The organism is Avrilella dinanensis (assembly GCF_002807015.1).
Taxonomy (GTDB): domain Bacteria; phylum Bacteroidota; class Bacteroidia; order Flavobacteriales; family Flavobacteriaceae; genus Flavobacterium; species Flavobacterium dinanensis.
In genome coordinates this window covers 2,186,166-2,211,006 of sequence record NZ_NIPO01000001.1, presented here as the reverse complement: position 1 = coordinate 2,211,006, position 24,841 = coordinate 2,186,166, and the positions used below count along the sequence as shown (strand labels likewise).

23 protein-coding genes are annotated in these 24,841 nt (G+C 38.6%); 9 read left to right on the top strand and 14 right to left on the bottom strand.

Annotation, left to right across the window (positions count from 1 at the left end; translation table 11 throughout):
* The first annotated feature begins 25 nt into the window (after positions 1-25).
* The 4 genes from CDL10_RS10730 to CDL10_RS10715 all read left to right on the top strand — a co-directional run bounded on the left by CDL10_RS10730 (position 26) and on the right by CDL10_RS10715 (position 1,889).
* Complete coding sequence (locus CDL10_RS10730; protein WP_100678523.1) at positions 26-544, top strand: DUF4920 domain-containing protein; 519 nt, start codon at positions 26-28, stop codon at positions 542-544.
* Entirely contained in the window at positions 544-975 is a 432-nt protein-coding gene (locus CDL10_RS10725; RefSeq protein WP_100678522.1) for a hypothetical protein, read from the top strand. Before CDL10_RS10730 ends, CDL10_RS10725 begins: the two co-directional genes overlap by 1 nt.
* The gene (gene mnmD, locus CDL10_RS10720) at positions 975-1,628 is read left to right on the top strand and encodes a tRNA (5-methylaminomethyl-2-thiouridine)(34)-methyltransferase MnmD (protein ID WP_100678521.1); all 654 of its coding nucleotides are present in this window, start codon (positions 975-977) and stop codon (positions 1,626-1,628) included. Before CDL10_RS10725 ends, mnmD begins: the two co-directional genes overlap by 1 nt.
* Positions 1,629-1,700: 72 nt before the next feature.
* The gene (locus CDL10_RS10715; RefSeq protein ID WP_100678520.1) at positions 1,701-1,889 is read left to right on the top strand and encodes a hypothetical protein; all 189 of its coding nucleotides are present in this window, start codon (positions 1,701-1,703) and stop codon (positions 1,887-1,889) included.
* 97 nt (positions 1,890-1,986) lie between these two features.
* On the opposite strand, the gene xerD is transcribed toward CDL10_RS10715, so the two are convergent.
* The 8 genes from xerD to CDL10_RS10675 all read right to left on the bottom strand — a co-directional run bounded on the left by xerD (position 1,987) and on the right by CDL10_RS10675 (position 13,287).
* Entirely contained in the window at positions 1,987-2,895 is a 909-nt protein-coding gene (gene xerD / locus CDL10_RS10710; protein ID WP_100678519.1) for a site-specific tyrosine recombinase XerD, read from the bottom strand.
* Positions 2,896-2,946: 51 nt separating this feature from the next.
* A complete protein-coding gene (locus CDL10_RS10705) occupies positions 2,947-3,606 on the bottom strand; it encodes a porin family protein (RefSeq protein ID WP_100678518.1) in 660 nt (219 codons plus the stop codon).
* Positions 3,607-3,643: 37 nt separating this feature from the next.
* The gene (locus CDL10_RS10700) at positions 3,644-4,444 is read right to left on the bottom strand and encodes a porin family protein (RefSeq protein WP_165773009.1); all 801 of its coding nucleotides are present in this window, start codon (positions 4,442-4,444) and stop codon (positions 3,644-3,646) included.
* A 155-nt stretch (positions 4,445-4,599) separates the two neighbouring features.
* On the bottom strand, positions 4,600-6,789 hold the full coding sequence (locus CDL10_RS10695; RefSeq protein ID WP_100678734.1) for a glutamine synthetase III family protein: 2,190 nt from the start codon (positions 6,787-6,789) through the stop codon (positions 4,600-4,602).
* Positions 6,790-7,001: 212 nt separating this feature from the next.
* Positions 7,002-7,541, bottom strand: a complete 540-nt coding sequence (locus tag CDL10_RS10690) for a hypothetical protein (protein ID WP_100678516.1) — start codon at positions 7,539-7,541, stop codon at positions 7,002-7,004.
* 78 nt (positions 7,542-7,619) lie between these two features.
* Complete coding sequence (locus CDL10_RS10685; RefSeq protein ID WP_133119488.1) at positions 7,620-8,858, bottom strand: tetratricopeptide repeat protein; 1,239 nt, start codon at positions 8,856-8,858, stop codon at positions 7,620-7,622.
* 11 nt (positions 8,859-8,869) lie between these two features.
* Positions 8,870-11,365, bottom strand: coding sequence for a DNA gyrase subunit A (gyrA, locus tag CDL10_RS10680; RefSeq protein ID WP_100678514.1), 2,496 nt, complete (start codon positions 11,363-11,365; stop codon positions 8,870-8,872).
* A gap of 308 nt (positions 11,366-11,673) precedes the next feature.
* Entirely contained in the window at positions 11,674-13,287 is a 1,614-nt protein-coding gene (locus CDL10_RS10675; RefSeq protein ID WP_100678733.1) for an ABC transporter substrate-binding protein, read from the bottom strand.
* 52 nt (positions 13,288-13,339) lie between these two features.
* Here CDL10_RS10675 and mtaB point away from each other — a divergent pair, with 52 nt between their 5' ends.
* A complete protein-coding gene (mtaB, locus tag CDL10_RS10670) occupies positions 13,340-14,686 on the top strand; it encodes a tRNA (N(6)-L-threonylcarbamoyladenosine(37)-C(2))-methylthiotransferase MtaB (protein WP_100678513.1) in 1,347 nt (448 codons plus the stop codon).
* Between the two features lie 30 nt (positions 14,687-14,716).
* Positions 14,717-15,460 carry an SDR family NAD(P)-dependent oxidoreductase gene (locus CDL10_RS10665; RefSeq protein WP_100678512.1) on the top strand — a complete coding sequence of 248 codons (744 nt, stop codon included), beginning with the start codon at positions 14,717-14,719 and terminating at the stop codon, positions 15,458-15,460.
* A gap of 187 nt (positions 15,461-15,647) precedes the next feature.
* Here the strand turns inward: CDL10_RS10665 and CDL10_RS10660 are convergent, their stop codons facing one another.
* Genes CDL10_RS10660 through porQ form a run of 5 tightly spaced genes read right to left on the bottom strand, consistent with a single transcriptional unit; the run spans position 15,648 to position 19,877 of the window.
* Positions 15,648-16,493 carry a restriction endonuclease gene (locus CDL10_RS10660; protein WP_243389338.1) on the bottom strand — a complete coding sequence of 282 codons (846 nt, stop codon included), beginning with the start codon at positions 16,491-16,493 and terminating at the stop codon, positions 15,648-15,650.
* Positions 16,490-16,885 carry an acyl-CoA thioesterase gene (locus CDL10_RS10655; RefSeq protein ID WP_100678511.1) on the bottom strand — a complete coding sequence of 132 codons (396 nt, stop codon included), beginning with the start codon at positions 16,883-16,885 and terminating at the stop codon, positions 16,490-16,492. The genes CDL10_RS10660 and CDL10_RS10655 overlap by 4 nt, the downstream gene beginning before the upstream one ends.
* A gap of 11 nt (positions 16,886-16,896) precedes the next feature.
* On the bottom strand, positions 16,897-18,153 hold the full coding sequence (locus CDL10_RS10650; protein WP_100678510.1) for a nucleoside permease: 1,257 nt from the start codon (positions 18,151-18,153) through the stop codon (positions 16,897-16,899).
* 13 nt (positions 18,154-18,166) lie between these two features.
* Positions 18,167-18,856, bottom strand: a complete 690-nt coding sequence (gene cmk, locus CDL10_RS10645) for a (d)CMP kinase (RefSeq protein ID WP_100678509.1) — start codon at positions 18,854-18,856, stop codon at positions 18,167-18,169.
* A gap of 10 nt (positions 18,857-18,866) precedes the next feature.
* Complete coding sequence (gene porQ / locus CDL10_RS10640; RefSeq protein WP_100678508.1) at positions 18,867-19,877, bottom strand: type IX secretion system protein PorQ; 1,011 nt, start codon at positions 19,875-19,877, stop codon at positions 18,867-18,869.
* A gap of 312 nt (positions 19,878-20,189) precedes the next feature.
* On the opposite strand from porQ, the gene CDL10_RS10635 reads away from it, so the two are divergent.
* On the top strand, positions 20,190-20,807 hold the full coding sequence (locus tag CDL10_RS10635) for a hypothetical protein (protein WP_100678507.1): 618 nt from the start codon (positions 20,190-20,192) through the stop codon (positions 20,805-20,807).
* 66 nt (positions 20,808-20,873) lie between these two features.
* Here CDL10_RS10635 and rocD read toward each other — a convergent pair whose 3' ends face one another.
* On the bottom strand, positions 20,874-22,109 hold the full coding sequence (gene rocD / locus CDL10_RS10630; protein ID WP_100678506.1) for an ornithine--oxo-acid transaminase: 1,236 nt from the start codon (positions 22,107-22,109) through the stop codon (positions 20,874-20,876).
* A 284-nt stretch (positions 22,110-22,393) separates the two neighbouring features.
* Here rocD and rlmD point away from each other — a divergent pair, with 284 nt between their 5' ends.
* Together rlmD and CDL10_RS10620 are read left to right on the top strand one after the other, a co-directional pair.
* Positions 22,394-23,809 (top strand): 23S rRNA (uracil(1939)-C(5))-methyltransferase RlmD, encoded by a 1,416-nt coding sequence (gene rlmD / locus CDL10_RS10625; protein ID WP_100678505.1) that lies wholly within the window; start codon positions 22,394-22,396, stop codon positions 23,807-23,809.
* Between the two features lie 156 nt (positions 23,810-23,965).
* On the top strand, positions 23,966-24,841 hold the full coding sequence (locus tag CDL10_RS10620) for a PstS family phosphate ABC transporter substrate-binding protein (protein WP_165773008.1): 876 nt from the start codon (positions 23,966-23,968) through the stop codon (positions 24,839-24,841).

Genomic DNA, 24,841 nt, shown 5'->3' with positions numbered 1-24,841 from the left:
CGTATCTTAGCCGAAAAATTTAATCATGAAAAAAATATCTTGTATTTTGTTTTTTGCCCTTGCTTTAGCATCGTGCAACAATGAGAAAAAAAGCGAAACTGCACCGGAAACAGAGGTTGCAACAACGAACGAAGAAGTTAAATATGCTACTTTCGGCGATAGTATTTCTGCTGATGGATACATTTCTATGACAGAAATGAAAGAAAAATACGATAACCTGACTTTGGGTGACACTATCCAAGTGAAGTTCAAATCAAAAACTAAAAAAGTTTGTCAGAAAAAAGGTTGCTGGATGACTGTGGATTTGGGCGAAGAAAAAGAAAGTTTTGTACGCTTTAAAGATTACTTATTTACGATTCCGATGAATGCAGAAGACCGTGATGTTATTACAGAAGGCAAGGCCTATCTAGAGGAAATTCCGGTTGATGAATTGAAACATTACGCCAAAGATGCCGGAAAATCTCAGGAAGAAATCGACCAGATTACCGAGCCGAAACGCACACTTAGATTTGAGGCTACCGGCGTATTAATTGCTGAACAATAATGAATAGATTTTTCTGTTTTTTAATCGGTATTTTGGTTTTCACATCCTGTCAAAAAAAGGTCGAGGAAAACCAAACTACCGAACCTAAAGAGGCTTTGGAAACTTATAATCCGTCGGAAATGGCTATGCTAATGGAGCAAATGTATGCCTACAATCTGCAGTTAAAGCACCAGATTGCTAATGCCGAAGATTTGGGCGAATATCCGGCAAACTTTGATAAAATCTTTACTGCCGAATTTACCGACCCGACTGACAACGATGATTTTTTTCAGGAAAATGCGAAAATTTACATTGAAATGCAAAAGGAAATTTACCAAAGTAAAAATCCTATTGAGGCATACAACAAAATGGTAGATGCCTGCATTCAGTGCCATCAGGTAAAGTGCGGCGGGCCGATTACCCGAATAAAAAAGCTGTATATTTCTCAATAATGTACAACCGGAAAATCATTGAAACCAAAGACGGCTCTCACTCTGTTTTTGTAGAAGAAATGGGCGAAACGTATCATTCGGTGCATGGTGCAATTGCCGAAGCCAAGCACGTTTATATCCGGAACGGCGTGGCTTGTTCATCTTCAAATGATATAAATATATTAGAAATGGGATTTGGCACCGGATTGAACGCATTGCTTACCGCCGAATATGCTCACGAGAGAAAAATCCAAATCAATTACACCGCTTTGGAAGCCTATCCTTTAGAAGAAAATGAATGGTCGGCACTCAATTACGCGCAAGAAAATCAGGCTCTTTTTGAAAAATTACACCGCTGTGAGTGGGAAAACCCCATAACTATATCCGATTACTTTACATTGCAGAAACACCTGACGTTTTTTGAAGATATGGATTTCGACTGTCAATTTGACATTATTTATTTCGATGTATTCGGTTATAATTATCAACCACATTTGTGGGACAAAGCTATTCTTCAAAAATGTTTTCACGCACTAAAATCAAACGGAATCTGGGTTACTTATGCCTGCAAGGGCGTGGTTACAAGAAATTTAAAAGCTCTCGGATTTGACGTTCAAAAACTTGCCGGACCTCCCGGAAAAAGAGAAATGACACAGGCTGTTAAACTTATCTAAAACATCAATATTCCATACAATATAGGTCTGCTTTTTGCGTTATACTAACGGACTAACCAAAAGTTTAACCCCATGAGAAACAAACTGCATTTTATCAAACAGGTTTTGGAAACAGTAAGTTTTGACCCTAATTTATTTGCAAAGGAACTTAAAAAAGCTAAAACTTATTTGCTGCCGTACGAACTTGAACAGTTATACAAATGGGTAAATGAGTTCGTAAAAAACAAACCTGAATTGAGTGAGTTAAATCTGGCTTATTAATTCATATGTTATGTTTGTCGTGCCGACATTAAGAAAGCATCTTTGCAAAGATTCCTCCTATCGTCGGCATGACAATTTTTCAAAAGAACAAGTGTTATCACTGTTTTGCCCACGGATGGAATTCTTCCAATGTTTGTCTGAGTTTTTTTCTGTCCACGTGCATATAAATCTCGGTAGTCGTGATAGATTCATGTCCGAGCATCATTTGAATTGCATAAAGATTAGCTCCGTTTTCGAGCAAATGCGTCGCAAATGAATGCCGAAATATATGCGGACTTACCGATTTGCTGATGCCCGCCTCTTTAGCTAACTGCTTGGTAATCGTGAAAATCATTGCTCGGGTAAGCTGTCTGCCGCGACGATTGAGAAATAAAATATCCTCAAAGTCTTTTTGTATGTTCAGCTGGTTTCTGGAATGGTTGATGTAAATGTTAATATACTTCATAGTGGTGTCTGCAATTGGTACAAAACGCTCTTTACTGCCCTTGCCGACTACCCTAATGAAACTTTCTTCAAAAAATAAATCTGAAATACGCAACGATACCAGCTCACTCACACGTAAACCACAACCATAGAGTGTTTCAATTATAGCCTTGTTTCGCGTGCCTTCTTCTTTAGATAAATCAATACAGGCAACCATTTTATCAATTTCTTCGGTAGATAAAACTACTGGGATTTTCCGGGTTTGTATGGGTAGTTCGATAAATTCTACCGGGTTCTTTTCTACATATTTTTCCAATAACAAGAAATCGAAAAAGCTCCGTAATGTGGATATCGTTCGTGATTGCGTTGCCGGCGAAACGTATTCGGACAAATGATATAAATAGGAACGAATATCATCATCGGTAATATCCTGCACAGTCAGTTCGGGACGGTTTTCAAAAAAAGCTGAAAATTTTTGAATATCCAAAGCATAATTATGACAAGTGTTTGCAGATAATCCCCGTTCTAATTTGAGATAATCTGTAAAGATTTTTCCGTAAGACTGCCATATACTTTTTTGCATAAAAAAACCACCTGCTAAGAGGTGGTTAAATTACAAAATTTATCGATTCAATTAGAATTTGTATCCAACTGAAATTTGGATTACACCGTTTTTGATTCCGTCTTCTCCTGCATCGTCTTTAAAAATATCTGAAAGACCTAAATTATATCTTGCCCCACCAAAGAAGCCATTATCCATACTGTAACTTGCTCCAAGTCCTAAACCATAATCTACGCTATTCATTGTTTCTTTAATATCAAAAGTTTCATTAAAAGACATCGTTTGTCCTTGAACTGTATAATCTCCTTCAATTTCCATTTCTGATTTCATTAAGAAACCTACATAAGGTCCTGCTTCAATAGCTAAATTATCAATTACGTAATATTTAGCCATAACTGGAATATTTATATAACTTAGTGTAGTAGATTGCTCACCGTCTAATAATATATCAACCTGAACACCATTAAATGTACCAGAGTATGGAAACTCTCCTGATGCTTTAGCCCCTTGTTGTGAAAACACTACCTCCGGTTGCAAAGCAAATTTATCTGTAAAGAAAATTTCTGCAAAGGCACCTACATGAAAACCTATTTTCATATCTGTATCTGCTTCGCTTCCATTTAAGTTAGCAATGTTCACACCTGCTTTTGGTCCGAATTTTACTACTTGTTGTGCGTTAGCAGACAATCCCATAGCTGCCAATGCAAATAAACTTAAAATAACTTTTTTCATAATGATTGTAGTTTAATTAAAAAATGTTTATTAAAAATTAAAATCTGTATCCTACTGAGATTTGAATCACGGAATTTTTTACCGGGTCAAAACTCAGTTGTTCGTTGATGTAATCGATTTCAGCCATATAAAACTGGTATTCTTCCACCGGCATTTCCTGTGGTTTTTCCCAATGAACCAACGGGCTCAAATGGTTATCTTTTTTGTAGATATCCTGCATACCTAAGTAATATCTGAAATTAAGATACATACCATTGTTCAACTGTGCATTTATACCAAATACTACGCCGTAATCCATCGTTTCGTAATAATCTTTATGGTCTTTACTTCGATATCCTGCTTCAAACAAAGCTTGATCCAAACCGGTTTGTGCCTCGCTCAATCTGTTTCGGTACACATTGGCTTTGTGAATATCGAAACTTCCGCTGGCATTCATCAGATATCCGATTTGTCCACCGGCTTCAATGGCGAAGTTATCCCCCAGATAATATTTCAGGGTTAAAGGAATGTAGAGATAATCTAACTTAACATCTTCTAATTTTACTGAACCAAAATCTTCTTTCTGAAAAGTGATTTGTTCATATTCCTTACCTTTATATCCTTGTGCAGAATACATCAGCTCCAATTGAACAGCAAACTGTTTGCGGTAAGATAATGGAAACTCGACACCACCTGCGATATGAAACAATGGTCTAATTTCCTGAGCTTGTCCTGAAACATTGGATAAATTAGCTCCGACCTTTACACTGGTTGTAACAGGATTTGAATGATGTCTCTGTGCATTTACGCCCAAAGTAAGCATAAACACTGCTCCGACTGAAAGAATTAATTTCTTCATATGACTAGTACTTATCATTTTTTTAACAATAATACAAAAAAAAATAGTATCTACATACTTTTGCGAAAAAAAAAGTAAATTTTATTATTTTCCGCCAGTAAAAAAGATATTCAAATATACAAAAAACCACCTCTTAACAAGGTGGTTTTCAGTAATTATTTAGTGAATAACAACTCTCTGTATTTTGTGAGTGTCCACATTTCGTTATCAACGAGTAATTCCAGTTTATCAGCATGATGTCTGATAATATCAAAATAAGGTCTTATTTCGTTGCAGTAAGCATACGCTTTTTTCTCAATATCCTCGGTCAAGTTTGCCGATTTACGTTCGTCAATCATCAAATGAACATTTTCGTTGATGGCGGCGATATGACCAGATATTTTCCGGATTAATATTATTGGTTCTTTTGCCAGTTCTTCATATTCTTTCCCGAAGATTTCTTTTAATCCTTTTACATTTTCTATCAGCTGGTTCTGATATTGAATAGCTGTCGGAATCACGTGGTTTCTGGCAATATCACCAAGCACACGCCCTTCAATCTGTATTTTTTTGATGTATTCTTCCAGCTCAATTTCATATCTTGCCTCTACTTCGGTAGCGTTCATTACGCCTAAAGTATCAAACAGCTCAATCGATTTTTTAGACACTTTTGCTTTGAGTGCCGAAGGTGTGTTTTTGTTGTTAGACAAACCTCTTTTTTCTGCTTCTTTTTCCCACTCTTCACTATATCCGTCGCCTTCAAATAATATACTTTTGGTTTCTTTGATATATTCTCTCAACACATTAAAGATAGCCTCGTCTTTTTTGAGTCCTTTTGTGTCGATTAGCTGGTCAACCTGTTTTTTAAACTCAATGAGCTGACGGGCAACAATCGAATTCAAAGTCGTCATCGGATTGGCACAGTTTGCCGTTGAGCCGACTGCTCTGAATTCAAATTTGTTTCCGGTAAAAGCAAACGGCGAAGTACGGTTACGGTCTGTATTATCTAACAATACATCAGGAATTTTACCTACTACATTTAGTTTTAAATCCGTTTTTTCCTGTGGCGAAAGCTTTCCTTTCTTGACGTTTTCCAATTCTTCCAAAACTTTAGTCAGCTGATGCCCGATAAATATAGATACGATTGCCGGCGGTGCTTCATTCGCTCCAAGCCTGTGGTCATTGGACGCAGAGGCTACAGACGCTCTTAGCAAATCTTCGTATTGATGTACAGCTTTGATTGTATTAATAAAAAAAGTCAAAAACTGTAAATTGCTCATCGGGGTTTTGCCCGGCGACAGTAAGTTTATGCCGGTGTCGGTTGCCAGCGACCAATTGTTGTGTTTCCCGGAACCGTTTACTCCTTTGAATGGCTTTTCGTGAAACAGCACTTTAAAATCATGTCGCTCAGCTACTTTTTGCATTAAATCCATCAATAATGAATTGTGGTCAACCGCCAGATTGGTTTCTTCAAATATCGGTGCCAGTTCAAACTGATTGGGAGCCACTTCATTATGTCTTGTTTTAACCGGAATACCGAGCAACATGCATTCATATTCCAAATCTCTCATATAGCTCATCACTCTGGACGGAATCGATCCGAAATAATGGTCTTCTAACTGTTGCCCTTTCGCTGATACATGCCCGAGCAATGTTCTGCCTGTTTGTGTGATATCCGGTCGTGAATTTGCCAAAGCACTATCTATCAAAAAGAATTCCTGTTCCCAACCCAACGTTGGGGTTACTTTTTTTACATTTTTATCGAAATATTTCGCTACTGCCGTCGCTGCCTGGTCCACTACTGATAATGCCCTGAGCAAAGGAGCTTTGTTGTCTAACGCTTCACCGGTATAAGAAACAAACACGGTCGGAATACAAAGTGCTGTCCCGAAAATGAATGCCGGCGACGTCGGGTCCCAAGCTGTATATCCTCTTGCCTCGAAAGTATTCCGGATTCCGCCGTTCGGAAATGAAGACGCATCGGGTTCTTGCTGAACGAGCTGACTTCCGTTGAATTTTTCCAGTGGGTCTTTGCCATCAAATGAAGTTTCAAAAAAAGCATCGTGTTTTTCTGCTGTTGTCCCTGTCAAAGGCTGAAACCAGTGCGTGTAATGCGTTACGCCTTTTGACATTGCCCAGTCACGCATTCCCTGTGCTATATTATCTGCGAGCTTACGGTCGATTTTTTTACCAAAATCAACTGCGTCTTTTACTGCACGATAGGCTTCGGGAGTTAAATACTGACGCATAGCTTTGTCGTTAAAGACATTGGATCCGAATATTTCGGATTTTTTTGCAGTGTGGTTAATCGTTACCGGTTTTCTGGCATTGGCTAATTTTAATGCTTCTAATCTTATTGATGACATATATCTGATTTTTTTATAGGGCAAAATTACATTTTTTTGGTTTTTTATCAGCATAACCCCTAAAAAAATTAGTGTTAAATTTTAAAAAACTATCTTACCACATCACCCCCCCCCTATTAATACAGGTAAATCGAAAATGTTTTGATTTTCATATACAAAAAAAAACCAATCTCGAAAGATTGGTTCTTCTCATTATTATATACACTAAATAATTAATTCAGTTTTTGGATATTTCGTTCACTTAATCCAAAATGTTTCATCGTTGCCTCATAGTCAGAAAAATCAACTTGTGGTGATTGATTATTTGCAGATGAAACAGAATATGTCACATTACCCGGAATAACCACTGCTCTGAAGATTTGGTTAAGGAAGTAATCTTGGTAAATGTCTCCTGGGATAGATGAAAAATTAAAATCCAACATCAATCTGAAATCATAACGGGTAAAATCATAACTGTACTCTACAAATCCACCGTTATTGAAGTAGGCCGTTTGTGGTACTAACCTCCAAACGTCTGCCCCCGTACTATCCACTTCCCACAAAACATACATTAATACCATATCTCCATCATAGCTCGGCTCACTAAAAGTAAATGTTTGTGAATAGTTATTTGATGATGTGAAATTTGCCGTCACTTCAAAAACCTCAGCCGTAAAAATCTGTTGTTCCACTACTTCGTCGTTAATTGAACAACTTTGGAATAATCCTGCACTCAGTAGTAATCCTCCTATTATTGTAATTGCTTTTTTCATGATATAATATTTTAAAAATTAATAGCTCGTTATATTATGTCTATTAACACGAACTGTGCCAAAAATTATTTTATTCTTTTATTTGTTCAGAAACTGCTGAATATCAGTAATTAAATTTTGTATATCGGAATTTTCCGGATTGAGTTCCACAGCTTGTTTCAAATAATCCAAAGCTGATTCATATATTTCTGTTTTCTGCTGATACAATTGCTGATATTCTTCAGCGTATTTTTTGTTCATCAACTCATTTAATTTCTGGGTAATCTCGGCATCTTCAGCCAAAGCGATATTTGCCAGCATCAAATGGGCATTTTCAGACGAAAACTTATTTTCAATAGCGTTTTTAAAATATCTTTCTGCCCGTTCAAAATCGTGCCGGTTGTAATAATACACACCTATATTATATTGCAACAACGGATTATCCGGAAAAGCTCTCATCAACCTTCTGGCATACATCAGATACAAAGTATTCCGGTTGGTTTTCTGATACAGTTCCAATACTGCCAAACCAACATTCAGGTTGGAATTATCAGCGTTGAAACCCTCCAGCAAAAAGCTTTCTGCTTCGGAATAATTTTGTTTGTTAAATAAAATTAACCCGAGATTAGCATTGATTTCTGCCCATTTACTTTTTTCTACATAAGTGTCCGAATTGCTGTATTTTTGCTGTCTGAGTCCGAGTTCCTGCAGATTTTTATCATGCCCGAATGATTCCACTCGTTGCAATTCCACATTTGTTGCCAAAAACAAGGTATCGCTACCATTGTATTTTAAATCGATAAGTTGGCGGTATTTTGATTCGGCAAAATCATAATCTTCTGCTTTTACTGCCATTGATGCGGAATAGTACAAAAACAAAGTATCTTTCGGACTCAGACTATAAATCGAGTTGAACAATCTGGACGCATCATTATATTGTTTATTCTGATTGTAATCAATCGCAGTATCAACCAGATAAGCCAAATGCCGTTTGAGTGTAGGTCGGGATTTTTCCGTAAGCTTACTGTCCAGCTCCTTTTCTTCCACTTCCTTAACAAGATTGAAATTCCGGATAGCTTCTTTGGAATTTTCCTGTTTGTTTTCTTTCTGTGACAACGCCAAACCGCTGTATGCACTGGCTTTCAGATAATAAAAATAAGCCTGTTGCTGATTAGTTGCTCCGTCAGTCAGGGAATCTTTTCCTGACAATAAAGTCAGCATTTGTTCATATTGTTTCCTGTCGAGTGCCTGCTCGGCAGAATCCAACAAATATTTTTGAGAAAAAACGGGGAATGATAGTAAAACCATTCCCCAAAAAAATATTTTTTTTAATCCCATAACGTTATTCGTTACTCTGTTTGATTCGTATCGTTTTCGTCGATTTCCACATCGCCGATTTCTTCCTCTTCTTCTTTAATCACTTTCGCCACGGCAGCAATGGAATCGTTTCCTTTAATATTGATGAGCTTAACTCCTTGCGTGTTTCGCCCCATTACTCTCAAATCGGATACTCTCATTCGGATAGTCAATCCGGATTTGTTAATAATCATCAAGTCATCATTATCTGTCACCGATTTAATTGCCACGAGTAAGCCCGTTTTATCAGTGATATTCATGGTTTTCACACCTTTTCCGCCCCGGTTGGTTTCTCTGTATTCCTCCAAAGCCGAGCGTTTTCCGTAACCATTTTCTGACACCACCAAAATATCACTATCCATATCATTTACGGCAATCATTCCGATTACCTCATCATTGTCGCCTGCCAGCGTGATACCTCTCACACCCGAAGCTGTGCGTCCCATAGGGCGTGTTTTGGCCTCGTCGAAACGAACTACTTTTCCTGATTTTACAGCTACCAATACTTTTGAATTTCCATCGGTCAATTTTGCTTCCAGCAATTCATCTTCTTCTTTAATCGTGATGGCATTGATACCATTCTGACGTGGACGTGAATATTGCTCCAAAGGCGTTTTCTTTACCTGACCTTTTTTGGTCGCCATAATCACATAATGATTATTGATGTATTCTTCATCTTTCAAATCCTGCGTGCAAATAAATGCTTTTACCTTGTCATCTGATTCGATATTAATCAAATTCTGAATAGCACGTCCTTTACTGGATTTACTTCCTTCCGGAATCTCAAAAACCCGCATCCAAAAACATTTTCCTTTTTGTGTGAAGAACAACATATACTGGTGGTTAGTCGCCACATATAAAGCTTCCAGAAAATCCTGGTCTCTGGTTCCTGCAGATTTTTGCCCGACTCCGCCTCTGTTTTGCGTTTTGTATTCAGAAAGCGGTGTGCGTTTGATATAACCTGCGTGAGAGATGGTAATTACTACCTGCTCGTCCGGAATCAAATCTTCGATATTCATTTCGCCTCCGGAATATTCAATTGAAGAACGGCGTTCATCACCGTATTTATCTCTGATTTCAACCAATTCTTCTTTGATTAAATTCATTCGCATTTCTTTGCTTGCCAACAATTCTTTCAAATGATTGATTAATTTCATGATTTCTTCATACTCTGCCCTGAGTTTTTCCTGCTCCAGACCAGTCAGCTGACGCAATCTCATCTCAACAATTGCACGTGCCTGAATTTCGGTCAGTTCAAAACGGTCAATTAATTTCTGACGGGCTTCATCGGCATTGCTTGAAGAACGGATAAGGGCAATCACTTCGTCAATATTATCCGACGCAATGATTAATCCTTCTAATATATGAGCTCTTTCTTCGGCTTTTCTTAATTCAAATTGTGCTCTACGCGTTACTACATCGTGTCTGTGTTCTACGAAATAGTGAATCAAATCTTTCAGGTTGAGCATTTGCGGACGTCCGTTGACCAACGCAATATTATTCACACTAAAAGATGATTGTAACTGCGTGTATTTAAACAACATATTCAGCACAATATTCGGAATAGCGTCACGTTTGAGTACATATACTATGCGCATTCCTTTTCTATCCGATTCATCTCTAATGGTTGATATTCCTTCAAGTTTCTGCTCATTGACCAAATCGGCAGTTTTCTTAATCATTTCTGCTTTATTGACCAAATAAGGAATTTCAGTTACCACGATACATTCTCGTCCGTTGATTTCCTCAAACTGGGTTTTGGCTCGCATTACCACACGGCCACGACCGGTTTTGAATGCTTCTTTCACGCCTTCGTAACCGTAAATCACACCGCCTGTCGGAAAATCCGGAGCTTTTATATGCTCCATCAATTCGTCGATTTCAATGTCGTTGTTGTCGATATATGCCAAAGTTCCGTTAATCACTTCCGTGAGGTTGTGTGGTGCCATGTTGGTTGCCATACCTACTGCAATACCCGACGCTCCGTTAATCAAAAGCTGTGGTATTCTGGTTGGCATTACTGTTGGCTCCTGTAATGTATCATCGAAGTTATTCTGAAAATCAACCGTTTCTTTTTCAATATCAGCCAGAATTTCTTCTGCCATTTTTTTCATTCTCGCCTCAGTGTAACGCATCGCCGCCGGACTGTCGCCATCAACCGAACCGAAGTTTCCTTGTCCATCAACCAAAAGATACCTCAAACTCCAATCCTGTGCCATACGCACCATCGCGTCATATACAGATGAATCGCCATGCGGGTGGTATTTACCTAAAACTTCCCCAACGATTCTCGCCGATTTTTTGTGCGGTCGGCTGGCAGATACGCCCAAATCATACATTCCGTACAACACACGGCGGTGTACCGGTTTCAAACCGTCCCGAACATCGGGTAACGCTCTGGAAACAATTACCGACATCGAATAATCGATGTAGGCAGATTTCATCTGTTCGTCAATATTAACCGGAATTATTTTTTCCCCTTCAGTCATATTAATTTATTTTTTTGTAACCAAAATATTAAAGTGTGCTAAGATACAACTATTAACTGAATTTTTAAAATTGTTTTTTCAGAGGCATAAAAGATTTGATTCCTTTTGTCTTTTTAAAAAGTGAGTTTGTTTAAAGTTAGAATTTCAAATTATTCAATTGTGTTTTTAAACTTTTTAAAATCCTTGTTAATCTCTATGCTGTATTTTAAAGATACTTCCTTACGTCAGTATGAAATATGTCGTTTATCATACACTACATTTTTTAGTAGTCTGCACGACTTACTAACTTTTCAACTTTCAAGTCTCTCCTATTCTTTCCTAACATACTTTAAATGCAGGCTATTCATCGGGTTGGTGTCCATACCGTGTACATTTTTCTGAACAAACCGGGCTACTTTATCATAAAACAATACAATAACCGGCTGGTCTGCCTGTGCAATAGCGTCCATTTCGGCATAATGAACCGCCCGCTCATTCGGGTCGTTAATCAAAAATGCTTTTTCATACATCCGGTCAAATTCCGGATTGGAATAATGTGTATAATTCGGCCCGTTGGGCGTGAAATTTTTACTGTAAAACAACGACAAATAGTTTTCCGCATCAGGATAATCCGCAATCCAGCTACCCCGAAAAAAACTCAGTTTGTTGGTTGCAATCGCCTGACGTAATGACGAAGGTGGCATCGCATCAATAGTTACCTTTAATCCTAATTTTTGCCATTCGCGTTGCAGATATTCCGCAATATCGAGATACGTATTGTTAGTAGAAAGTGTGATTTCAATCGGCTTGGTTGATTTTGCCTGCAATTCCTTAATCAGTTCTCTGGCTTTCTGCGGATTATATTCTACCAGATTAGCTGTTTCATAACCTGGCAATCCTTCCGGAATAATACCTGAAACTTTACCACTTCCCATTCCGTTTCGCAAATAAGTAATCATTTTTTCCCGGTCGAAACTCATCGACAAAGCCCGGCGAAGTGACAACGGAATTTGCTCATCGTTCATATTGAAACCCAGATATTCTGTATTCAGATAAGGCCCGGAAAGCATCTTGATTTGCTCTTTATATTTTTCCTGCAAATCGCCAGCCGGCGTAAGCAAATCATCTTTATACGACGGGTCTAATCCTGAGATAAAGTCCAGTTTTCCCTGAACAAATTGTAAAAAACCACTTTGTTTATCGGGCAGAAAAGTAATCGCTACCGACTCTAAATACGGTAATTGCTTACCATTAATATCTTTTTCGTAATAATTAGGATTTCGCCGTAAAACCAACTTGATATTTTCTTCCCAGATTTTGAAATAAAAAGGTCCAGTTCCGATAGGATTAGAGCGGAAATCAATAGCCGGGTCTTCGGTAATTTCCTTAGGCACAACCGAAGCATATTTCATCGACAACAAACCCAGAAAAGCCGGAAAAGGTTTGCCAAGCGTTATCTGCAAAACCGTGTCATTAACGGCTTTATAATCTTTCACATTCTGGAAAACCCACGTGCCGGGCGAAGCCAGTTTTTCACTTAACAAACGGTCAAAACTATACACAAAATCGTCGGCAACCACTACCCTCGTGCTATCTGTGCCAAAATTCGCATGCTTGTGAAAATACACATCATCGCGAAGCGTAAAAGTATATACCAATCCATCATTGCTGATTGTCCAGCTTTTGGCAATATCGGGCTGAGGAATCAGACTATCGTTTAACTGAATCAATCCATTAAACAGCTGATTACAAGGCCAAATAATCGCTTGATTCCGGGCAAATGCCGGGTCGAGAGTCTGGATATTTGCACTTTCGTTGTACCGAAAAACTTTGTTTTCATCGCCCGTTTGCTTATGGCTATTGCAAGCTCCAAAAACAATACTCAACAGTAAAATAAAAAACAGTTTCCAATCCGAAATTTGTTTATAACTTTGCAACGACATTTTAATTTTGAAAATTAAGATGTAAATATATAACGATTTTTTCGGTTTGATGATGAACAGCACGACACTTAACAGAAAAAAAGTAGCCTTTTATACTTTGGGTTGCAAGTTGAATTTCTCAGAAACTTCAACCATTGCCCGTGATTTTACGCAAAAAGGATATGACCGGGTAGATTTTGAAGATGAAGCGGATATTTACGTAATCAACACTTGTTCGGTAACGGAAAATGCCGATAAGCAATTCAAACAAATCGTCAAGAAAGCGTTGCGGAAAAATCAAAAGGCTTTTGTGGCGGCAATCGGTTGTTATGCTCAGCTCAAACCGGAAGAACTGGCAGATGTGAACGGTGTGGATTTGGTTTTGGGTGCTACCGAAAAATTCAAGCTCACGGATTATATCAACGATTTGTCAAAAAACGATATGGGCGAAATCCATTCGTGCGAAATTGAAGATGCCGATTTCTATGTCGGAAGTTATTCGATTGGCGACAGAACCCGGGCTTTTCTAAAAGTTCAGGACGGTTGTGATTACAAATGTACTTATTGCACGATTCCGCTGGCACGCGGTATTTCCCGTTCAGATACGATGGAAAATGTGATGAAAAACGCTGCCGATATTTCGGCAAGAGGCATCAAAGAAATTGTGTTGACAGGCGTTAATGTCGGTGATTATGGCAAAGGCGAATTTAGCAACAAAAAGCACGAACACACTTTTTTGGATTTAGTTCAGGCACTGGATACTGTTCCGGGAATCGAGCGTTTGCGGATTTCTTCTATCGAGCCGAATCTGCTGAAAAACGAGACCATTGATTTTGTTTCAAAAAGTAAATGTTTTGTTCCGCATTTTCATATTCCGCTGCAATCGGGCAGCAATACAATTTTAAAGAAAATGAAACGCCGTTATCTGCGTGAACTGTATGCCGACCGCGTGGCGAAAATCCGGGAAGTAATGCCCGACGCTTGTATTGGCGTGGACGTTATTGTCGGGTTTCCGGGCGAAACCGATGAGTTGTTTTTAGAAACCTACAATTTCCTGAGTGAATTGGATATTTCTTACTTGCACGTTTTTACCTATTCCGAACGTGACAATACCGAAGCCGTTTTGATGGACGGCGTAGTTCCGGCAAAAGTACGTGCAAAACGCAGTAAAATGCTGCGAGGATTATCGGTAAAAAAACGTCGGGCATTTTATGAAAGCCAACTTAATACAACACATACCGTTTTGTTTGAAAGCGAAAATAAAGAAGGATACATTCATGGGTTTACCGAAAATTACGTCAAGGTAAAAACACCGTGGAATCCGGATTTGGTTAATACACTGCATGAAATTACTCTAACAAAAATTGATGACGACGGAATCGTTCGGTTGGAGTTTGTTAGTGTTGAGCATAGTGTATAAATAATTTATCTTCTTATTATACCAAAATCAATGAAAACAGCATTAATAACCGGTGCTTCTTCCGGAATCGGCTGGGCAACCGCCAAGGAATTAGCCAAAGATTTCCGTTTGATTTTATGCGGACGAAGACAAGAGCGTTTGGCACAGCTTGCCGAAGAACTCGGTGATACGCCTACACAAATCCTTACTTTCGACGTAGCAGACAGAAAAGCAGTTTTTGAGGCTGTGGACAGTCTTCCCGACGATTGGAAACAAATCGACGTGTTGATAAACAATGCCGGTAATGCTCACGGATTAGCCAGTTTTCAGGAAGCCGATTTAACGGATTTGGAACTAATGATTGACATCAACGTAAAAGGCTTAATGTATGTGACCAAAGCGTGTTTGCCTTATATCAGAAAAAATCAAAACAGCCACATCATTAACCTTTCTTCCATTGCCGGCAAACAGGTGTATGCCAACGGTGCGACTTACTGTGCAAGCAAGTGGGCGGTCGAGGCACTCACTCAGGGTATGCGAATTGATTTTCTTCCGCTGGGTATCAAAGTGACATCGATAGCTCCCGGAGCGGTGGAAACCGAGTTTTCTCTGGTTCGGTTTAAAGGCGATGCGGAAAAAGCCCAAAAAGTGTATGACAATTATGACCCTTTGGTTGCGGAAGATATTGCACGAACTATCAAATACACTTTAAACCAACCTGAACACGTACAACTGGCTGATATTACCGTGTTGCCTAAAGCTCAGGCGAGCGGAACTGCCTTTTATAAGAAATAAACTATTGTTTTTCCGTAATGCATTATCTGTTAAAAATTACTAGCACTTAATGATTTATTTTATGCTACAGATGCACAGGTAGTTTTTTTAGCACAAATACCTGCAAAAAAATAATTTTCACGAATATTGAATACTTTACATTCAATGATTAATGGTCATTTATTTGATAATCTGTGATTTTGACGAGTTATTGTTTAATTCCACATAATTCAGTGGCTTCATCAAGGATTTCCTGCCGGATTTCCGGTTTGAAATTAAAATGTTCGAGCAGCACCGGATTATCTACAATTTCTCTGACCAGCAAGCAGTTTTTGGACAGCATCATGTGTTTTTGCATATCGTTCAGCGAAGTAAGACATGTAATCGGATACAACCCGAAACGTTCGGTCAGGGATTTGATATTTCTACCCTCAGGATATGACCATGAAAGTAATTCTATGCCGTAATATTCCGCAAAAGCAATACTGTCTGAAGTGAAATGAGCATTGGTAATCAAACAGCCATACGCCGGGTGCAACTGTTTGCCGAAGTAGTCAAATTTATTCGGTTTCAGGTCATTAAATCTGGATAAAAAATACATCGGTGTGGTTACCCCTATTTTGGCAGAATCATCATTGCGGAATTTACATTCACAAACCCATAGTTCGTCTTGCCGAGCCGCCAATACATCAATTTCATGCGTAACGGCACAACCTTGAAGTGTCTGGCTGGTAACAGCGTCCATTCCTTGTTTTTGGAACAGCTTGGCTATCCATTTTTCAAAGTGATAACCTTCCGGACCTAATTGTTTAATCGCTGATTTTAGACTATAACGAGCTGCAAAAGAACGCCTTACTTTTTTGAGTGCAGCAAAAGCTCGCCCGTACAATTCTTTGGTTCCGATACCATCATAAATATCTTCGGTCACTTTTTCATAAACCAAATCGGCTTCGGTCGAACTTGCTCCCGACTGTAAAAGTGAATTCCTGAGCGATTCGGAATCGAAGGAAGCGAACTCACCGTCTTGTTTTTTTACTCTGATTGAATTATTCATTTTTCTGATGTCAGCCGGTCTTTAACAAATTCTATCTGCGTTTTTCCGTGAGGTGCTGGTTTTCCGTCCTCTCCCAGATTTACCATGATAATTTTGTCCACAGTAATAATCGTATTTCGGGTCATTTTATTCCTTGCTTCGGCCTTCAGTTCGAGCGAAGTATTTCCGAATTTGATAGCTTCAATGCCAATTTCAACAATATCACCTTGTTGGGCAGAACTCATAAAGTTAATTTCAGACATATATTTAGTCACTACGTGAGGGTTTTCCAACTGAATAATACTATACAAAGCTGCTTCTTCATCAATCCAAGCGAGCAATTTTCCTCCGAAAAGGGATTTATTCGGGTTTAAATCTTCGGGTTTGACCCATTTTCTGGTATGAAATCTCATTTTAAACAATATTAATGATTAATCGTTTCTACTTCGTCCGGATTGTGTTTATGTTTGAACAAAACTGCAAATAAAACTGCAATAATAAGGGCATAAATCGCAAATGAAATCCAGATGCTGTACCAATCTCTTACCCCATCGTGCGTAAAATATTTCTCAATCGCCCAACCTGAAACCACACTTCCGAGAACAGCTCCAAAACCGTTGGTCATCATCATAAACAGTCCTTGTGCAGAAGAACGGATTTTGGCGGTTGTATTGGTTTCCACAAACAATGACCCCGAAATATTGAAAAAATCGAATGCCATTCCGTAAACTACACAAGACAAAATAATTAGCGAAAGTCCGAAACCATCGGGACTTCCATATGCAAAAAATCCAAAACGCAGAACCCAAGCAATCATACTGAAAAGCATTACTTTTTTGATTCCGAATTTTTTCAGAAAAAATGGAATAGCCAAAATAAACAGGGTTTCGGATATTTGTGAAATCGACATAATTATGGTTGAATATTTCACTACAAAAGAGTCGGCATATTCAGGAAAATGCTTAAATTCATCGAGAAAAACATCTCCGTAGGCATTGGTCAGTTGCAAAGCTCCTCCCAAAAACATGGAAAAAATAAAGAACAAAGCCATTTTGTAATTAGCAAAAAGCTTGAAAGCTCCAAGTCCTAATGTTTCAGAAATCGATGCGTTTTCTTTGGTTAGATTTTGAGGGCGGACTTTAGGAAGTGTAAAAGCATAAACACCAAGTATAACAGCCATGATTCCGGCTATATAAAACTGATTTTCAGAAGCTTTGTTTCCTGTAAGGTTAACTGCCCACATCGCTACAATAAACCCGACCGTTCCCCAGACACGAATAGGCGGAAAAACCTTAACTACATCAAAATTATTACTTTTCAGAACCGAATATGAAACTGAATTTGATAAAGAAATCGTCGGCATATAAAAACACATCGCCGCAAACATGACATATATAAAGGTCGTAGGATTGTCAATGGTGGTAAGATAAAACAAAGTCAGACCGTACAAAATATGAAGAGTACCGTATAGTTTTTCAGCATTAACCCATCTGTCTGCTACGATTCCCGTAAGCGTAGGCATAAAAATAGATGCAAACCCCATCGTGGCAAAAACCAGCCCGAATTGTGTTCCGTCCCAGCCTTTGGTTCCAAACCAGAAATTTGCAATAGTAATCAGCCAAGCTCCCCAAACAAAGAATTGCAGGAAACTCATTACGGTTAATTTCGATTTTAGGTTCATTTTCAGGAAAATGTTAGTTATTCATGCATTGTTGTGCAAGATTCAAAATCTGTTCAAATTGTTGTTCTTTGGTCAATTCCGAATTGTCGATTACGATAGCATCATCGGCTTTGACCAAAGGCGAATCTTTGCGGGTGGTATCAATCTCATCGCGTTCCTGCACATTTTTCAAAACCTCATCATAGGTTACCTCCTGCCCTTTTTCCTGCAATTCTAAAAAACGACGTTTGGCACGGATTTCTGTTGAGGCAGTCATAAAAATTTTCAACTCGGCATCAGGAAAAACAACCGTTCCAATGTCGCGTCCGTCCATAACCACACCTTTTTCGGTTCCATAAAGCTGTTGTTGCTGAACCAGTTTAGAACGAACTTCCGAAACCGCCGCGATTTTGCTCACAAATTTTGACACTTCCATCGAACGGATTTCCCTTTCTACATTAATATTATTGAGGTACATTTCAGCAAAACCCAAATCAGGATTAAAGTGAAAAGTCAGCGAAATATCAGGTAGTTTATCAATTAGTTTCTGGATGGCAAAAGAGTTTTCGGTAATGATTTTCTGTTGTATGGCGAATAAAGTAACGGCACGATACATCGCACCGGTGTCCACATAAACATAATTCAAGGCTTTAGCCAAATGTTTCGCCAACGTACTTTTTCCCGTAGATGAATATCCGTCAATGGCTATAGTAATTTTTTTCAATCGTTTTCAATTATAATTTAACAATCAGTCCGAACAAACTTGTGTTGGACGCAATGGTGTATCTGGAATAGGAATAATTTACCGCAAAACGGTTAAATTTCAATCCCACACCTACGGACAATCCAGAGAAATGGCGTTTTTCCAAAATCCGCATTTCTTCTCCTCTGCGGAAGTTATATGCCAATCTTAAATTGAATTTCTTTTCCGGGAAAAATTCTGCACCAATAATCACGTGGCGAATAAAATCATCAAAAAAACCGGTTTTTTCTTCCGTAACCGTTCCGTCCAAATCTGTATTTGCCCGATTGGGATTGGAAAATGAAACCTTCCAGGATTGTAATTGGTCTAATGTTAAATGCCAGCGAATAGGCACATTTTCTAATTTTTTGGAAACTCCCAAAGTCACTTCAAAAGGTATATCTTCTCGCAAATCGCTGTAGGTCGTGATTTGTGTACCGATATTTCTCAACGTTAAAGCCGCATTCCAACCGGTTTCCGAGTCAGCATACATCGCTCCTAAATCAACTGCCGCTCCGACGGAATTATAGTTTTCCAGCACCGACGAGATGAATTTTGCATGAGCACCTACGTGAAAGTTTTCTGCTATCGGAAGTGCATATCCGACAGATATCGCCATATCATTTCCTGAAAAAGTTCCGGTTTTTAGTCCGTTTTCATCATATCCGTCGATAGAGCCATAGCTCAAATAAGTAACGCCGATATGAAAAGTCCGGTCTGATTTCAATGTTTTGGCATAAGCCGCAGAGCCATAAAAAACGCTGCCGTAGTAATTTCCGAAATTCAAAGACAAGTGATTATTCATTTCTGCATTAATCGCCGCCGGATTGAGCAACGCCTGATTGATATCGCCGTCGTAATTGGTAATATTGTTACCGCCCAATGCTGCCTGACGCGGCGAACCGGTCAGATTAAGAAAGCTGTATGCCTTGTCTCCACCAATTTGTGCTTCGGCAGGCAAGGCCGCCAGTATAAAAAATGCGTATAGAAATACTCGAAACATGAAAGTTTTTATTTGTAGAAACGAAGATATTAATTTTTATATTGTTGAGAAAGAGATTTGTTACTTTGTTAAACAGATTTTTTATTTATCATAATAATTGTTTAAAGTTAAGAGCCTGTTTAAACTTGAGCTGAGTACTAAAGATTAAAAAAACAATTGAATAGGTTAACATTTTAGTCGTAAAATTTCAACTTTGGTTGTAGCGATAACTCCTTTAAAACAAACATAATTATTTTTGGCACAGTAATTGTGATTTTGCAAGCGATTTAAAAATTTAATTCACTATGATCAATTGCATTGGCTGTGTTCGCTATGTCTGCAATCAGCAACAAGGCTATGGCACAGGAAAAAGAAACTACCACACCGGTATTAGAGGCAGAACAAAAAATTGAGGAAAAGGTTACTCCTATAACCTCTGAATTAAAATCCATTACGGAAGAAGAAGCCTTGAAAGCCGAAGAAGCTCAGCAAAAAGCTGAAGAAGCCAAACAAAAGGCTGAAGAAAAAGCCCGAAAAGAAGCCGAAAAAGCCAAGAAAAAGCAAGCTGATGCAGAGGCAAAAGCAGCAAAAGCCGCTCAGAAAAAAGCAAAGGCAGAAGCCAAAGCTATTAAAAATGAGCAAAATATGGCTAAGCGAAAACAAAAGTTAGAGCAAAAACAAGCCAAAGCAGCGGAAAAAGCTATCAAAAAAGCGGAAAAAGCAGAAAAAGCACGTGAGAAAGCACTAAAACAATATGAAAAAATCTCTAAAAAGCATTCTAAAGCAAAAATTGATATAGAAAAAGCGAAAAACAAATTAGAGAAAAAACAACTCAAAGGAAAAATGTCACCAATAGATATTCAGAAAGCTGAATTGAAAATCAAAGACAAAGAGCTTAAACTCAAAGAACTTGAGCTAAAAATGCAACAAGCAGAAAGAAAAGCAAATTAAAATTAATTTGTGTAAACATAAAAAGGCTATCAGATTGATAGCCTTTTTCTATGATTTTTTATCATATTATTTTTCAAATTCTTTTAAAGTTTCCGTGATGATTCTCACACAATCCAGAATCTGAGCTTCGGTCATGACCAACGGCGGTGCAAAACGGATAATATTTCCGTGTGTTGGTTTTGCCAACAAACCATTGTCACGTAGTTTCAAGCAAATATTCCACGCAGTATCGCTGTCCGGCGAATCGTTGATAACGATAGCATTGAGCAACCCTTTACCACGAACCAATTGACATATCCCGGAATTCGCGATATACTTGTTCATTTCACTACGGAAAAGCTCGCCTGATTGTGCCGCTTTTTCTGCCAGTTGTTCGTCAATAACCACATCTAAAGCAGCCATTGCTACAGCAGCAGCCAACGGATTTCCACCGAAAGTCGAACCGTGTTGTCCCGGTTTGATAACTTTCATCACTTCGTCATTCGCCAATACGGCAGACACCGGATACATTCCGCCCGACAATGCTTTTCCAAGCACCAACACGTCCGGTTTTACATTTTCATGGTCAACTGCCAATAGCTTTCCGGTTCGGGCAATCCCAGTTTGTACTTCATCAGCAATAAACAAAACATTGTGCTGTTCACACAGTTCTTTTGCTTTGGTCAGATAGCCTTCCTGCGGAACATACACACCGGCCTCACCCTGAATAGGCTCTACCAAAAATCCGGCAATGTTTTTATTGTTTTTCAACACTTCTTCCAAAGCATTTACATCATCATAAGGTATGCGGATAAAACCCTCGGTATAAGGCCCGTAATTCTTTTTAGCATCTTGGTCGTTAGAAAAAGAAATAATGGTTGTCGTTCGTCCGTGGAAGTTATTTTCGCAAACCACGATTAACGCCTGATTTTCCGGAATCTGTTTCACTTCATAGGCCCATTTTCTGGTTAATTTCAAAGCGGTTTCCACAGCTTCGGCTCCGGAATTCATCGGCAGAACTTTATCAAAACCAAAAAGTTCTGTGATTTTCTTCTCATAAACGCCTAATTTGTCGTTGTAAAAAGCTCTCGACGTCAAAGCCAAAGTATTGGCCTGCTCGGTCAAAGCCTTAACGATTGCCGGGTGGCAATGCCCTTGATTAACTGCTGAATAAGCGGACAAAAAATCGTAATATTTTTTCCCTTCCGCATCCCAAACAAATACACCTTCGCCTTTGGATAATACTACTGGTAGCGGGTGGTAATTGTGTGCTCCGTACTGGTCTTCCAAAGCGATAGCTTGTGCTGAAGTAAGTGCTGACATAAAATTTATTTTATTATTGATATTTAATTATTCCTGCTTAAATCGGAGAGAAATCATCCGAGGTGCAAGTTACGAATATTTTGTTTTTTATACCTTATAATATAGGGTTCATTTTTAGAGCCCGTTTAAAATTTATCTAATAATTTGTTTATGCTTCTTTTTGGTCATAACAAGGCAAAAATAACCTATAAACATTTTTACAATACAAATTAAACAGGCTCTTACAGGCAAAAACTTTTCCGGAGACTTGTCGTTTACATGCAAACAATTTTTATTTTTGCAATATGACAAGAAAGAACAGACGACAACCGGTTTTTTTTGAAAACCTGGAAGTGATAGATGCCGGGGCAAAAGGTGTATGCGTTGCGAAAGCTCCGGACGGGAAAATTGTGTTAATCCCCAATGTGGTTCCGGGCGATGTGGTTGATGTACAAACCACCAAAAAGAAAAAAGCCTTTTATGAAGCTCGTGCTATTAATATTAAGGAGTATTCCAAATACCGAACCGAACCGGTGTGTGAACATTTTGGCTACTGTGGAGGTTGCAAGTGGCAAAATATGCAATATGAACAGCAATTATTCTACAAACAAAACGAGGTATATAACCATTTAAAGCGAATCGGAAAAATTGATTTGCCAGATTTTGAACCGATTTTAGGTTCAGAGAAAACCTATTTTTACCGTAACAAAATGGAATTTGCCTTTAGTGCTTCGAGATGGCTTACTCCGGAAGAAATTCAGTCGGGAGCAGAAATCGAGCGAGAAAATGCTTTAGGTTTTCACATTCCGCGAATGTGGGATAAAATTCTGGATATTAAAAAATGCTGGTTACAACAAGACCCGTCAAATGCAATCCGGAATAGCATCAGAGCATTTGCCAACGAACACCAGATGCCGTTTTTCAATCCGAAAGACCATACCGGCTGGTTACGCACGTTGATGATTCGCACCGCATCGACCGGCGAAATCATGGTTTTGTTACAGTTTTTTCATGAAGATGCGGAAAATCGTGAAAAACTACTGAGTTATCTGATGCAGACATTTCCGGAAATTACTTCTCTGCAATATGTGATTAACGAAAAACTGAATGATACGATTTACGACCAGGAAGTCATTTGTTACCACGGAAGGGATTATATTTTAGAAGAAATGGAAGGTTTGCAATTCAGCATCAATGCAAAATCTTTTTACCAGACCAATTCCGAACAGGCGTATCAGTTGTATTCAATCACACGGGATTTTGCCGGACTAACGGGAAATGAAATCGTTTATGATTTATACACAGGCACCGGAACTATTGCTCAATTCGTATCAAAAAAAGCCGGAAAAGTAATTGGCGTGGAAGCTGTTCCGGAAGCTATTGCCGATGCCAAAATCAATGCTGAACGCAACCAAATTACAAATTGTGATTTTTTTGTCGGAGATATGAAAAATGTCTTCAATGACGAATTTATCCAAACCCACGGTCAGCCCGACGTAATCATTACCGACCCGCCACGTGACGGAATGCACAAAGATGTGGTGGCTCAAATACTGAAAATCGCCCCGAAACGAGTGGTTTATGTGAGTTGTAACTCGGCAACACAAGCAAGGGATTTGGCATTGATGGACGAAAAATACCGGGTGGTTCGTGTACGACCAGTGGATATGTTTCCGCAGACACATCACGTGGAAAATGTAGTATTGCTGGAACTCAGATAGACAGTAAAAATAGCAAAGAAAAACTCTGATATAACATTTAAAATGAGATTTTAGACGAATAATTTTGTTATTTATAATATAAATTTTAATTTTAGCCAAACTATTTTATTTTTAGCACAAATGCGAAAACTATACCTTTCAGTAAATATGGCTTTGATGGCAACGTTTTTAGTCGGTTGCAATGACAAAACCAATCAAAATACAACTGATACCAACGAGGTTAAAGAAACCTATTCGAGCGGAGAGGTAAATGTCTATGTAGAAGAATCAGTAGTACCGATTTTTGAAGATATTGCTATGGTTTACACATCGGAATATCCTAAAGCGAAATTAAACACTGTCGCCTCTTCCGAAAACAGAATTGTAAATTTACTGGCTCAGGACAGTATCCGGCTGGCAATCATGCCGAGAAAACTGACAAAGAAAGAAATAGATTTTTTTAAAGACAGAGTAAGCCCTAAACAAACTGCATTCGCCAAAGATGCTATTGTGTTTATTGCCAACAAAAGTTTTCAGGATACTTTGGTAAAATACGAAGATATTTTAGGGTATATCAAAAATCCGGAAAATTCTAAATATCAGTTTGTATTTGAGAATGCCAATTCTACATTGGTCAATCAGCTAATGCGTGATGCCGATGTGAAGGAAATCCCTGAACAGGTTTATTTTCGGGATAATGCGGAAAAAGTACTGGAATTGGTTACCCGGCACAAAAACCTGATTGGTGTGGTCGGACTGAACTGGTTGGTACAACCTAACGATACGATTACGGAGCTAATGAATGAAGTGCGGTCGCTTGCGGTTTATAACGCAGAAGAAAACAGTTATTTCAAAGCCAACCAATCGACAATCGCTGACGGAACTTATCCTTTGGTAAGAGAAATATATATCATAGATTTACAAGGAAAAAGCGGATTAGGAACAGGTTTTGCTTCCTTTGCTGCCGGCGATAAAGGCCAGCGTGTGGTATTGAAATCCGGACTTTTACCTGTCAAAATTCCAACAAGAGAAATAAACATTAAAGATAATTAA